Source organism: Blastococcus sp. SYSU DS0617 (assembly GCF_054051075.1).
In genome coordinates, this window is record NZ_JBJHAO010000004.1 from 131,808 (window position 1) to 144,635 (window position 12,828).

11 protein-coding genes are annotated in these 12,828 nt (G+C 73.8%); all 11 read left to right on the plus strand.

The window, feature by feature from the left end; translation table 11 throughout:
* Positions 1–230 precede the first annotated feature (230 nt).
* The 11 genes from pyrR (at position 231) to coaBC (ending at position 12,788) form a co-directional block, all read left to right on the plus strand.
* Positions 231–848, plus strand: coding sequence for a bifunctional pyr operon transcriptional regulator/uracil phosphoribosyltransferase PyrR (gene pyrR, locus ACI793_RS06930; protein ID WP_456605637.1), 618 nt, complete (start codon positions 231–233; stop codon positions 846–848).
* Positions 845–1,765: an aspartate carbamoyltransferase catalytic subunit gene (locus ACI793_RS06935; RefSeq protein ID WP_456605638.1), complete on the plus strand. Its 921-nt coding sequence runs from the start codon at positions 845–847 to the stop codon at positions 1,763–1,765. The genes pyrR and ACI793_RS06935 overlap by 4 nt, the downstream gene beginning before the upstream one ends.
* The gene (locus ACI793_RS06940) at positions 1,762–3,066 is read left to right on the plus strand and encodes a dihydroorotase (RefSeq protein ID WP_456605639.1); all 1,305 of its coding nucleotides are present in this window, start codon (positions 1,762–1,764) and stop codon (positions 3,064–3,066) included. Before ACI793_RS06935 ends, ACI793_RS06940 begins: the two co-directional genes overlap by 4 nt.
* On the plus strand, positions 3,063–4,229 hold the full coding sequence (gene carA, locus ACI793_RS06945) for a glutamine-hydrolyzing carbamoyl-phosphate synthase small subunit (RefSeq protein WP_456605640.1): 1,167 nt from the start codon (positions 3,063–3,065) through the stop codon (positions 4,227–4,229). Before ACI793_RS06940 ends, carA begins: the two co-directional genes overlap by 4 nt.
* Positions 4,229–7,558: a carbamoyl-phosphate synthase large subunit gene (gene carB / locus ACI793_RS06950; protein WP_456605641.1), complete on the plus strand. Its 3,330-nt coding sequence runs from the start codon at positions 4,229–4,231 to the stop codon at positions 7,556–7,558. The genes carA and carB overlap by 1 nt, the downstream gene beginning before the upstream one ends.
* Positions 7,555–8,940, plus strand: coding sequence for a dihydroorotate oxidase (locus ACI793_RS06955; protein WP_456605642.1), 1,386 nt, complete (start codon positions 7,555–7,557; stop codon positions 8,938–8,940). The genes carB and ACI793_RS06955 overlap by 4 nt, the downstream gene beginning before the upstream one ends.
* A complete protein-coding gene (gene pyrF, locus ACI793_RS06960) occupies positions 8,937–9,749 on the plus strand; it encodes an orotidine-5'-phosphate decarboxylase (protein WP_456605643.1) in 813 nt (270 codons plus the stop codon). The genes ACI793_RS06955 and pyrF overlap by 4 nt, the downstream gene beginning before the upstream one ends.
* A 427-nt stretch (positions 9,750–10,176) precedes the next feature.
* Positions 10,177–10,503 (plus strand): integration host factor, actinobacterial type, encoded by a 327-nt coding sequence (gene mihF, locus ACI793_RS06965; protein ID WP_456605644.1) that lies wholly within the window; start codon positions 10,177–10,179, stop codon positions 10,501–10,503.
* Positions 10,504–10,546: 43 nt separating this feature from the next.
* Positions 10,547–11,134 carry a guanylate kinase gene (gene gmk, locus ACI793_RS06970; protein WP_456605645.1) on the plus strand — a complete coding sequence of 196 codons (588 nt, stop codon included), beginning with the start codon at positions 10,547–10,549 and terminating at the stop codon, positions 11,132–11,134.
* A gap of 77 nt (positions 11,135–11,211) precedes the next feature.
* Positions 11,212–11,475 carry a DNA-directed RNA polymerase subunit omega gene (rpoZ, locus tag ACI793_RS06975; protein WP_012949163.1) on the plus strand — a complete coding sequence of 88 codons (264 nt, stop codon included), beginning with the start codon at positions 11,212–11,214 and terminating at the stop codon, positions 11,473–11,475.
* A 95-nt stretch (positions 11,476–11,570) separates the two neighbouring features.
* Positions 11,571–12,788, plus strand: a complete 1,218-nt coding sequence (gene coaBC / locus ACI793_RS06980; protein WP_456605646.1) for a bifunctional phosphopantothenoylcysteine decarboxylase/phosphopantothenate--cysteine ligase CoaBC — start codon at positions 11,571–11,573, stop codon at positions 12,786–12,788.
* The last annotated feature ends 40 nt before the right edge of the window (positions 12,789–12,828 follow it).

Genomic DNA, 12,828 nt, shown 5'->3' on the forward strand with positions numbered 1-12,828 from the left:
CGTCGTCTGTGGATGCTGCTGTTCGTCACTGAGCGTACTGGTCGACGGCCGCCCGCGACACCCGGATCGGGCAGGGATCCCGGAACCGATCGAGGCCCCCGCCGGATCCGCCGGGCCGCCCACCTGCGGTTCCGCACCGGAGTCGGTACGGATCGGGGCGTGCAGTACCGTCGGGTCAGGTCCACCCACTCCTTTAACGACCCGTCCAGTGAGGCGGGGAAGGAGGCCTGATGGCCAGCTCTGCCCAGCCTGCCCGGAACGCGGCGCCCTCCAGCGGCGACCCGTCGGCAGGACCTCTCCTCTCGGCCGCCGACGTCGCCCGCATGGTCGACCGGATGGCCCACCAGCTCATCGAGCGCGCAGCCGGCCTCGACGCCGGCGACGGCACGGCCGGGCTCTCCGCCCTGGTCCTGGTCGGCATCCCCACCCGGGGTGCTCCGCTCGCCCGCCGCCTGGCCGCCCGGATCGAGGCGTTCTCCGGCGTCGCCGTCGACGTCGGCACGGTGGACATCACGCTCTACCGGGACGACCTGCGGCGCCACGGCGTCCGGGCGCTGGAGCCCACGGAGCTGCCGGCCGGCGGGATCGACGACCGGCTGGTCGTCCTCGTCGACGACGTCCTCTACTCCGGGCGCTCGGTGCGCGCCGCGCTCGACGCGCTGCGCGACCTGGGCCGGCCCCGGGCCGTGCAGCTCGCGGTCCTGGTCGACCGCGGGCACCGCGAGCTGCCGATCCGCGCCGACCTGGTGGGCAAGAACCTGCCCACCTCGCGCACCCAGAAGGTGTCCGTGCGGCTGATCGAGACCGACGGCGTGGACGAGGTCCGCGTCACCGAGGAGGCCTCGTGAAGCGGCATCTGCTGGAGGCCGCGGACCTCGACCGGGACGACGCGACGCTGGTGCTGGACACCGCGGCGCAGATCGACCAGGCGCTGGCCGGCCGCGAGGTCAAGAAGCTCCCGACGCTGCGTGGCCGGACGGTGGTGAACCTCTTCTACGAGGACTCCACCCGCACCCGGATCTCCTTCGAGCTGGCCGCCAAGCGCCTCTCCGCCGACGTCATCAACTTCTCCGCCAAGGGCAGCAGCGTCTCCAAGGGCGAGAGCCTCAAGGACACCGCGCTGACCCTGGAGGCCATGGGCGCCGACGCCGTCGTCGTCCGGCACTCCGCGTCGGGGGCGCCGCACCGGCTGGCGAACTGGGTCCGCGGCAGCGTGGTGAATGCCGGCGACGGCACCCACGAGCACCCGACGCAGGCGCTGCTGGACGCCTACACGATCCGGCAGCGGCTGGGCCGGCTCGAGGGCGTGCGGGTGGCGATCGTCGGCGACGTGCTGCACAGCCGGGTCGCCCGCTCCAACGTCGGCCTGCTGCACACCCTGGGCGCCGAGGTCACCCTGATCGCGCCGCCGACCCTGCTGCCGGTGGGCGTGGGGAGCTGGCCGGCCGAGATCTCCTACGACCTCGACGCCGTGCTCCCGAAGTCCGACGTGGTGATGATGCTGCGGGTGCAGGCGGAGCGGATGAACGCCTCGTTCTTCCCCAGCGCCCGCGAGTACAGCCGACGCTACGGCCTGGACGCCCGCCGGATGGCGGCGCTGCCCGACGACGCCGTCGTCATGCACCCCGGCCCGATGAACCGCGGGATGGAGATCGCCGCCGAGGTCGCCGACTCCACCCGCTCCACGATCGTCGAGCAGGTCGCCAACGGCGTCTCGACCCGTATGGCCGTGCTCTACCTGCTGCTCGGAGGCTCGCCCGCATGACGGACTACCTGATCAAGGGCGCCAAGCCCTACGGCGGCGACGCCACGGACATCCTGATCGCTGACGGCCGGATCGCCGCTCTCGGCGACTCGCTCGACGCGACCGGCGCCGAGGTGGTTCGGGCGGCGGGGCTCATCGCGCTGCCCGGCCTGGTCGACCTGCACACCCACCTGCGCGAGCCCGGCCGCGAGGACGCCGAGACCGTCGAGACCGGCAGCCGTGCCGCCGCGCTGGGTGGCTTCACCGCGGTGCACGCGATGGCCAACACCGACCCGGTCGCCGACACCGCCGGCGTCGTCGAGCAGGTCTGGCGGCTGGGCCAGGAGGCCGGCCTGGTCGACGTCGTCCCCGTGGGCGCGGTGACCGTGGGCCTCGCGGGCACGCGGCTGGCCGAGCTCGGCGCGATGGCCGACTCCGCCGCCCGGGTGCGGGTCTTCTCCGACGACGGGCACTGCGTCGCCGATCCCGCGCTCATGCGCCGCGCGCTGGAGTACGTGAAGGCCTTCGACGGCGTCGTCGCCCAGCACGCCGAGGAGCCGCGGCTCACCGTCGGCGCGCAGATGCACGAGGGCGACCGCTCCGCCCGGCTGGGCCTGACCGGCTGGCCGGCCGCCGCGGAGGAGGCGATCATCGCCCGCGACGTGCTGCTCGCCGAGCACGTCGGCGCCCGGCTGCACGTCTGCCACGTCTCGACGGCGGGCTCGGTGGAGATCCTGCGCTGGGCGAAGTCCCGCGGCGTCCAGGTGACCGCCGAGGTGACCCCGCACCACCTTCTCCTGACCGACGCCTGCGCGGAGTCCTACGACCCGGTGTTCAAGGTCAACCCGCCGCTGCGGACCGATGCCGACGTCGAGGCGCTCCGGGCGGGCCTGGCCGACGGCACGATCGACGCCGTCGGCACCGACCACGCGCCGCACGCGGTGGAGGACAAGGAGAGCGAGTGGGCGCAGGCCCGGCCCGGCATGCTCGGGCTGGAGCAGGCGCTCTCGGTGGTCATCGAGACGATGGTCGAGCCGGGCCGCCTGGACTGGGCCGGTGTCGCCGACCGCATGTCGGTGCGCCCGGCAGCCATCGGCCGGCTGGACGGGCTGGGCATCCGGTCGCAGGGCCGCCCGCTGGCCGTCGGCGAGCCCGCGAACCTGGTCCTGGTGGACCCGGCGGCCCGCGCGACGGTCGACCCCGCCGCGCTGGCCAGCCGCAGCCGCAACAGCCCCTATGCCGGCCGGGAGCTCCCCGGCCGGGTGGTCGCGACGTTCCTGCGGGGACTCCCGACCGTGCTCGACGGAAAGGCACAGAAGTGAGTGACGCGATCCTCGTGCTCGAGGACGGCAGGACGTTCCGGGGCGAGGCCTACGGCGCGATCGGCACCACGGTCGGCGAGGCGGTGTTCGCCACCGGCATGACCGGCTACCAGGAGACGCTGACCGACCCCAGCTACGCCGGTCAGATCGTCGCCATGACGGCCCCCCACATCGGCAACACCGGCGTGAACGACGAGGACGACGAGAGCCGCCGCATGTGGCCGGCCGGCTTCGTCGTCCGCGACCCCGCCCGCCGCACGTCGAACTGGCGCGCGACCGGCGGTCTCGACGACGAGCTGGCCGCCCAGGGGATCGTCGGCATCAGCGGCATCGACACCCGAGCGCTGACCCGGCACCTGCGCGACAGGGGCGCGATGCGCGCCGGCATCAGCACCGAGCTCTCCGTCGACGAGCTCCTCGGGCGGGTCACGGACGCAGCAGGCATGACCGGCGCCGACCTCGCACCCACCGTGAGCACCGGCGAGGCCTACGTCGTCCCGGCTGTGGGGGAGAAGCGGTTCACCATCGCCGCGCTCGACCTCGGCATCAAGACCGCCACCCCGCGGCACCTGGCCGCGCTGGGGGTGGAGACGCACGTGCTCCCCTCCACGGCCACCGCCGAGGAGCTGCTCGCGGCCGGACCGGACGGGGTGTTCCTCTCCAACGGCCCCGGCGACCCGGCCGCGGCCGACTACGCCGTCGCGGCGGTCCGGGGGGTCCTGGACGCCCGCCGGCCGCTGTTCGGCATCTGCTTCGGCAACCAGATCCTCGGCCGCGCGCTGGGCCTGGGCACCTACAAGCTGCGCTTCGGTCACCGCGGCCTCAACCAGCCGGTGCTCGACCGGGTCAGCGGCACGGTGCGCGTGACCAGCCACAACCACGGCTTCGCCGTCGACGCCCCGCTCGACCGGCCCACCGACACCCCCTACGGGCCGGTCGAGGTCAGCCACGTCGGCCTGAACGACGACGTCGTCGAGGGCCTGCGGCTGCTCGAGACGCCGGCCTTCAGCGTCCAGTTCCACCCCGAGTCGGCGGCCGGGCCGCACGACGCCGCGCCGCTGTTCCAGCGCTTCGTCGACCTCATGGAGGCCGCCCGCGACGGCGCGGCCCACGCCGGCGGACCGGCCCCCGTCGTCGAGCACACCACCGGGGAGAACGCCTGATGCCCAAGCGCACCGATCTGAAGCACGTCCTGGTCATCGGCTCCGGGCCGATCCTCATCGGCCAGGCCGCCGAGTTCGACTACTCCGGCACCCAGGCCTGCCGCGTGCTGCGCGCCGAGGGCCTGCGGGTCAGCCTGGTGAACAGCAACCCGGCGACGATCATGACCGACCCCGAGGTCGCCGACGCCACCTACATCGAGCCGCTGACGCCGGAGTTCGTCGAGAAGGTCATCGCCAAGGAGCGCCCGGACGCGCTGCTGGCCACCCTCGGCGGGCAGACCGCGCTGAACATCGCGATCGGCCTGTACGAGAACGGCGTCCTGGAGAAGTACGGCGTCCAGCTCATCGGCGCCGACGTCGACGCGATCAACCGCGGCGAGGACCGGCAGCTGTTCAAGGACATCGTCCGGTCGATCGGCGCCGACGCCCCCCGCTCGACGGTCTGCTCGACCGTCGAGGAGGCGATCGCCACCGCCGAGGAGGTCGGCTACCCGGTCGTCATCCGGCCCAGCTTCACCATGGGGGGACTCGGCTCCGGCTTCGCCACCGACGAGGCGATGCTCCGCCGCATGGCCTCCCACGGGCTGGCCGACTCCCCGGTGCACACCGTCCTCATCGAGGAGTCGGTGCTGGGCTGGAAGGAGTACGAGCTCGAGCTGATGCGCGACCGCAGCGACAACGTGGTGGTCATCTGCTCGATCGAGAACATCGACGCGATGGGCGTGCACACCGGCGACTCGGTGACCGTCGCGCCGGCGATGACCCTGACCGACGTCGAGTACCAGAAGATGCGCGACGTCGGCATCGCCGTGCTGCGCGAGGTCGGCGTGGACACCGGTGGCTGCAACATCCAGTTCGCGGTCAACCCCGCCGACGGCCGGCTGGTCGTCATCGAGATGAACCCGCGCGTCTCGCGGTCGTCGGCCCTGGCGTCGAAGGCCACCGGCTTCCCGATCGCGAAGATCGCCGCCAAGCTCGCCATCGGCTACACCCTCGACGAGATCACCAACGACATCACCGGGGTCACGCCCGCGGCGTTCGAGCCGACGCTGGACTACGTCGTCGTGAAGATCCCCCGCTTCGCGTTCGAGAAGTTCCCCGGCGCGGACCCCCGGCTCACGACGACGATGAAGAGCGTCGGCGAGGTCATGTCGATGGGCCGCAACTTCACCGAGGCGCTCGGCAAGGCGATGCGCTCCACGGAGACGAAGGTCGCGGGCTTCTGGACCGGCCCGGCGGAGGACCGCTCGGCCGAGGAGCTGCTGGAGGTGCTGCGGACGCCGGTCGACGGCCGGCTCTACGTCGCCGAGCAGGCGCTGGCCGCCGGCGCCACGGTGGAGCAGGTCGCCGAGGCCAGCGGCTTCGATCCGTGGTTCGTCGACCAGATCGCGCTCGTGCGCGAGGTCGCCACCGAGGTGCGCGACGCCCCGGCGGTCACCGCCGAGCTGCTCCGCCGGGCCAAGCGGCACGGCCTGTCCGACCGGCAGATCGCCGCACTCCGGCCGGAGCTGGCCGGGGAGGACGGCGTCCGGGCGTTGCGCTGGCGGCAGGGCATCCGGCCGGTCTACAAGACCGTCGACACCTGCGCCGGCGAGTTCGCCGCCCGCACGCCGTACCACTACTCCTCCTACGACGAGGAGACCGAGGTCGAGCCGCGGGAGAAGCCGGCGGTGCTGATCCTGGGCTCCGGGCCCAACCGCATCGGGCAGGGGATCGAGTTCGACTACTCCTGCGTGCACGCGGTCATGGCGCTGCAGGACGCCGGCTACGAGGCGGTGATGGTCAACTGCAACCCCGAGACCGTCTCCACCGACTACGACACCGCCGACCGGCTCTACTTCGAGCCGCTGACCTTCGAGGACGTCCTCGAGGTCGTGGAGGCCGAGCGCGCGGCCGGTCCGGTCGCGGGGGTCATCTGCACGCTCGGCGGGCAGACCCCGCTGGGCCTGGCGCAGCGGCTCAAGGACGCCGGCGTCCCGGTGCTGGGCACCTCGCCCGAGGCCATCGACGACGCCGAGGACCGCGGGGCGTTCAGCCGCGTCCTCGCCGACACCGGCCTGCTCGCACCGAAGCACGGGATGGCCACCACCTTCCCGGAGGCCCGCGCGATCGCCTCCGCCATCGGGTACCCGGTGCTCGTCCGGCCCTCCTACGTGCTCGGCGGCCGCGGTATGGAGATCGTCTACGACGACGCCACGCTCGAGGCCTACATCGCGAAGGCGACCGACGTCAGCGTCGACCACCCGGTGCTGGTGGACCGGTTCCTGGAGGACGCCGTCGAGATCGACGTGGACGCGCTCTACGACGGCACCGACCTCTACCTGGGCGGCGTCATGGAGCACATCGAGGAGGCCGGCATCCACTCCGGCGACTCGGCGTGCGCCCTGCCGCCCATCACGCTGGGGACGGCGGACCTGCTGAAGATCCGGGCGGCCACCGAGAAGCTGGCGGAGCGGATCGGCGTCCGCGGGCTGATGAACGTCCAGTACGCGATCAAGGACGACATCCTCTACGTCATCGAGGCCAACCCGCGGGCCAGCCGCACGGTGCCCTTCGTCTCGAAGGCCACCGCCGTCCAGCTGGCGAAGGCCGCCGCCCGGATCGCGGTGGGGGAGACCGTCGCCGACCTGCGTGCCTCGGGTGTCCTGCCGGCCAGCGGCGACGGCACCGACCTCCCCGAGGGCGCGCCGATCGCGGTCAAGGAGGCGGTCCTGCCCTTCAACCGCTTCCGGACCGTCGAGGGTCACGGCGTCGACACCCTGCTCTCGCCGGAGATGAAGTCCACCGGCGAGGTCATGGGCCTGGACACCGAGTTCGGCACCGCGTTCGCGAAGTCCCAGGCGGCCGCCTACGGCTCGCTGCCGACCGACGGCACGGTCTTCGTCTCGCTGGCCAACCGGGACAAGCGCGGCGCGATCTTCCCGGTCAAGCGGCTCGCCGACCTGGGCTTCCGCATCCTGGCCACCGCCGGCACCGCGCAGGTGCTGCGGCGCAACGGCGTGGCCGCGGAGGTCGTCGGCAAGTTCAGCGAGGGCCCGGGCAACGTCGTGGAGGCGATCCTGGCCGGCGACGTCGACATGGTCGTGAACACGCCGTTCGGGGCGCCGGGCAACAGCGGCCCCCGGCTGGACGGCTACGAGATCCGCACCGCGGCGGTGAGCGCCGGCATCCCGTGCATCACCACCGTGCAGGGGATGGCCGCCGCGGTCCAGGGCATCGAGGCGCTGCGCCAGGGCGGTATCGGGGTGCGCAGCCTGCAGGAGGTGCACGCGGCGCTGGCCGGAGGCACGCACGGCGGTCCCAGCACCTTCTCGGGGACCGGGCAGTGACCTCGTCGTCGCCGGACGCCGTCCGGCGCCTGCGCGACGACGTGGTGGGCCGCGGGCTGGTCGAGGGGTTGCCCGCGGCGTTCCTCGCGGGGATCACCCGGTTCGGGCAGCCACCCCGGGCGGAGCTGGACGCGCTCGCGGCCGAGGTCGACGGACTGGCCGGGCGGCTCGCGTCCGGGGCGGTCGACGACGGCGACCTGCCGCTGCTGACCCGGGTGCTGTACCTCGCCGGGCAGGCCGACCTGCTCGCGGTGCACGGCGTGCTCAGCCCCATGTACGACGTGCTCGGCGGCTTCCGGGACAACCTCGCCCGCCCGCTGGGTCCCCGGCTGACCGAGCGGCCGACGGCGGGGAGCCGGCGCTGGTCGCTGCTGGGGCGCCGGATCGGTTTTCCGATCGGCGTGCCGGCCTGCGTCCTCAACGGCAGCGAGGCCTGGGTGCGGCACAACGTCGCCAACGGCTGGAACGTGCTGACCTACAAGACGGTCCGCGGCCGGGCCCATCCCGCCAACGAGCAGCCGAACTGGGTGTTCGCCGCGCGGGAGACCGCGAGCCTGCCCCCGGGGGCGGACGCCGACGTCGTCGCCGATCCGTGGGACTGGGTGCCCCCGGGCACCCCGGCGGTCAGCAGCGTCAACTCCTTCGGCGTCCCCTCCCCGGAGCCGGAGGAGTGGATGGCCGATCTGGAGCGGGCCCTGCACGCCGTCGGGAACGAGCAGCTGCTGCTGGTGAGCGTGATGGGGGAGGACGCCGACGGCACCGGACGGGTCGCCGACCTCGCCGCCGACTTCGCCCGCACGGCGCGCATGGCCCAGGAGGCCGGGGCGCCGGTGGTGGAGCTCAACCTCTCCTGCCCGAACACGCTCGACCGGTCGTCGTCCGGGGTCAAGCCGCCGCTGTGCCTGGACCCCGACGCGACCGTCACCGTGGTGGACACCGTGCGCCGGGCGCTGGACGACCGCACCGGGCTGGTGGCCAAGCTGTCCTGGCTCGACGAGCCGCGGCTGCGCGCCCTCGTCCCCGAGCTGGCTCCGCTCGTCGACGGCATCGCGGGGATCAACACCGTGCAGAGCCGGGTGCGCCGCAGCGACGGCACACCGACCTTCCCCGGGCGCGAGCTCGCCGGGCTGTCCGGCATCGCGGTCCGGGAACCGGCCCTGGACTTCACCCGCCGGCTGGTCGCGCTGCGCGACGGGGGCGGGGTGCCCTTCGACGTCCTCGCGATGGGCGGGGTCACCGATCCGGCGTCCTTCGAGGCGCTGTTCGCGGCCGGCGCCGACGCGGTGCAGTCAGCCGCCGGCGCCTTCGCCGACCCGTTCCTCGCCCAGCGGTGCACCGCCGCGCTGGCCGGCACCCTGCCCCGAGCCGTGGAGGCCCCGTGACCGATCCCTTCGGCAAGCGGCTGGCGGTGGCCGTCGCCGAGCGCGGCCCGCTGTGCGTCGGCGTCGACCCGCATCGGGAGCTCCTCCTGGCCTGGGGGGCCGGCGACGACGCCGACGGGCTGCGCCGGTTCACCGACACGGTGGTCGAGGCGCTCGCCGGGTCGGTCGCGGTGCTCAAGCCGCAGATGGCGTTCTACGAACGCTTCGGTGCGCGTGGCGTCGCGGTCCTGGAGGACGCCGTCCGCGACATGCGTGCCGCCGGTGCGCTCGTCCTGCTCGACGCGAAGCGCGGCGACATCGGCTCGACCATGGCCGCCTACGCCGACTACCTCTCCGCCGACCACCCGATGCAGGTCGACGCCATGACGGTCAGCCCCTACCTCGGGCCGGACTCGTTGCAGCCGGCCGTCGACACCGCCCGCGCGCACGGTGGCGGGCTGTTCGTGCTGGCCCGCACCTCCAACCCCGACGCCGGCACGCTGCAGCACGCGCGGGTGGGCGACCGGAGCGTCGCGCAGTCCGTCGTGGACACCGTGGGCGGCTGGAACGCGGAGACCCCGACCGGCTCCTTCGGCATCGTCGTGGGGGCCACGCTGCGTGAGCTCGACGTCGACCTCACGGCCCTCGGCGGTCCGGTGCTCGCGCCGGGGTTGGGGGCACAGGGCGGGTCCCCGGCGGACCTGCGGCGGCTCTTCGCCGAGGGCACCGTCGTGATCCCGACCGTCTCCCGCGACGTGCTCGCCGCCGGGCCGGATCCCGCCGCACTGCGGGCGGCGGCCGAGCGGTGGGCCGGGGGGCTGACGGCGTGAGAGGGCAGGCGCCGGCACTCCTGGCGCCTGGGCAGCGCGCTGCTGGTCGTGGCCGGGCTGCTGCTGCTCACCGCTGTCGGCGGCTGGTGGCTCGGCCGGCGGACGGCTCCGCGGACCTGAGCCTCGGCGTGTCGGCATCCGGGCGTGTCGGTGGACGGACCCCCCGACGGCCCTCCGGAATGCTTCGAAACTGGAACGTCCGTAACCCTGGTTGACCTGCGGAGATGACGGTGGGTGAGCGACGCCGTGGACGGGGGGTGAACGTCGGTCCGGCTCGGCGGCGGCGTTCCGCGTACGGTCGTGTGACCTGCGGATTTGCCGGTCGGCGTATGGGTCGCGAGGCTCGGCACCGCACGACGTCCTTCCTCAGAATCCGCGAACAGCACCGCCGGCGACGATGCCGGCGACGACACGATTGGGTTGCACCATGCCCCTTCCCGACCTGTCCCCGGAGCAGCGCGCCGCCGCACTCGAGAAGGCCGCCGCGGCCCGCAAGACGCGCGCCGAGCTGCGTGAACGGCTCAAGAGCAAGGGTGCGACCGTCAGCGACGTCCTCAAGCAGGGCGAGACCGACGAGGTCATCGGCAAGATGCGCGTCTCGGCGGTCCTGGAGTCCCTCCCCGGAGTCGGCAAGGCCCGGGCTGCGAAGATCATGGAGCGCCTGGAGATCTCCCCCACGCGCCGCGTGCGGGGGCTGGGCGCCAACCAGCGGCGTGCGCTGGAGACGGAGTTCGGCGGCGACCAGGTCGGCTGACCCGTCTCGGCTCGCGCGCGCACGACCCGGACGAGGACGACGAGTGGGATCGAACGCACCGGCACGGCTCACCGTGCTCTCCGGACCCTCCGGGGTCGGAAAGGGCACCGTGGTCGCCGAGGTCCGGCGGAGGCACCCCGACGTGTGGGTGTCGGTGTCCGCGACCACCCGTCGCCCCCGCCCGGGCGAGGTCCACGGCACCCACTACCACTTCGTGGACGACGCCGAGTTCGACCGGCTGATCGCCACCGACGGGCTGCTGGAGTGGGCCGAGTACGCCGGGAACCGCTACGGCACCCCCGTGGCCCCGGTGCGCGAGCGGCTGGCCGCCGGGGCGCCCGCGCTGCTGGAGATCGAGCTCCAGGGCGCCCGCCAGGTGCGGGCCCGGGCCCCGGAGGCCCAGCTGGTCTTCCTGGCACCGCCGTCCTGGGCCGAGCTGGAGAGCCGGCTGGCCGGCCGGGGGTCGGAGCCGGCGGCGGTCCAGGAGGCGCGGCTGCGCATCGCGCAGGCGGAGCTGGACGCCGCCGGCGAGTTCGACGTGGTCGTCGTGAACGACGATGTCGCCCGGGCCGCGGACGAGTTGGTAGGCTTGCTGACTGCGCCCTCGCCCGGACTCGTGCCGGGGGAGTAGCGCCCACGAGGAAGAGCACCTGCCGGCGGCCCCGCCGGACGCTTCCTCCCGCTATCGAATGAGGAGCACGCCCGCCCGTGTCCGGAGTCGCACCTGCCCCCGAGGGCATCACCAACCCGCCGATCGACGAGCTGCTCGAGCGCACCAGCAGCAAGTACGGCCTGGTCATCTTCGCCGCCAAGCGCGCGCGCCAGATCAACGCCTACTACAGCCAGCTCTCCGAGGGTCTGCTGGAGTACGTCGGGCCGCTGGTGGACACCGCTCCGCAGGAGAAGCCCCTGTCGATCGCGCTCCGCGAGATCAACGAGGGCCTGCTGACCCACACCGCCGGCGAGAACTGACCCGGCCGCCCGCCGGCCGGCGGGCACCCCAGAACTGATGACGACGCCCCCGGCTCCGGCCGGGGGCATCGTCATGTCTGCGGCAGGATGAACCCATGAGTCGGATCGTGCTGGGCGTCAGCGGCGGCGTGGCCGCCTACAAGGCGGCACTCCTGCTGCGCGCGCTCACCGAGGCCGGGCACGACGTCCGCGTCGTCCCCACGCCGTCGGCGCTGCACTTCGTCGGTGCCGCGACCTTCGAGGCCCTGTCCGGGAACCCGGTCACCACCGATGTTTGGTCCGACGTCGACGAGGTGGCCCACGTGCGGATCGGCCAGGAGGCCGACCTCGTCGTCATCGCCCCAGCCACCGCGGACCTGCTGGCCCGAGCCGCGGCCGGGCGGGCCGACGACCTGCTCACCGCCACGCTGCTCACCGCGCACTGCCCGGTGGTGTTCGTGCCGGCCATGCACACCGAGATGTGGCTGCACCCCGCCACCCAGGACAACGTCGCCACCCTGCGCCGCCGCGGGTCCGTCGTGCTGCCGCCCGCGGTCGGCCGGCTCACCGGGCCGGACTCCGGGCCCGGCCGGCTGCCCGAACCCGCCGACATCGCCGCCCTGGCCACCGTGGTGCTGGCGGCCGGAGCTCCCGCGCTGGCACACGACCTGACCGGCCGCCGGGTGGTCATCAGCGCCGGCGGGACGCGCGAGCCCCTGGACCCGGTCCGCTACCTGGGCAACCGCTCCTCGGGCAAGCAGGGCTGGGCGCTGGCGCGCGTGGCCGCGGCCCGGGGTGCCGAGGTCGTGCTGGTCGCCGCCAACGTCGACCTGCCGGCGCCGTTCGGGGTGCGTGTCGTGCCCGTGGGCACCGCCGAGGAGCTGCGGGCGGCGGTGCACGCCGAGGCCACGGACGCCGACGTCGTGGTCATGAGCGCCGCGGTCGCCGACTTCCGCCCGGCGAGCGTCGCCGAGGCGAAGATGAAGAAGGACTCCGCTGCCGAGCCGGACTCCGTGCCGCTGGTCCGCAACCCCGACATCCTGGCCGAGCTGGTGGGGAAGCGGTCGCCGGGGCAGCTGGTCGTCGGCTTCGCGGCGGAGACCGGCGACGCCGAGGCCGACGTGCTCACCCACGCCCGCGCCAAGCTGGCCCGCAAGGGCTGCGACCTCCTGGTGGTCAACGACGTCTCCGGCGACCTGGTCTTCGGGCAGGCGGACAACGCGGTCGTGGTGCTGGCCGCCGACGGGGAGAGCACCGAGATCCCGCGCGGCCCCAAGGACGGCGTGGCCGCCGGCATCTGGACCGTGGTGGCGTCCCGGCTGCCCACTCCCTGACCCTGGCCGTCCCCAGGCCACCCCGCGCCGACGTTCGGCG

Coding starts and splice junctions, on each gene's coding strand:
- pyrR (WP_456605637.1), top strand. CDS start 231: ATGGCCAGCTCTGCCCAGCCTGCCCGGAACGCGGCGCCCTCCAGCGGC.
- ACI793_RS06940 (WP_456605639.1), top strand. CDS start 1,762: ATGACGGACTACCTGATCAAGGGCGCCAAGCCCTACGGCGGCGACGCC.
- carB (WP_456605641.1), top strand. CDS start 4,229: ATGCCCAAGCGCACCGATCTGAAGCACGTCCTGGTCATCGGCTCCGGG.
- mihF (WP_456605644.1), top strand. CDS start 10,177: ATGCCCCTTCCCGACCTGTCCCCGGAGCAGCGCGCCGCCGCACTCGAG.
- coaBC (WP_456605646.1), top strand. CDS start 11,571: ATGAGTCGGATCGTGCTGGGCGTCAGCGGCGGCGTGGCCGCCTACAAG.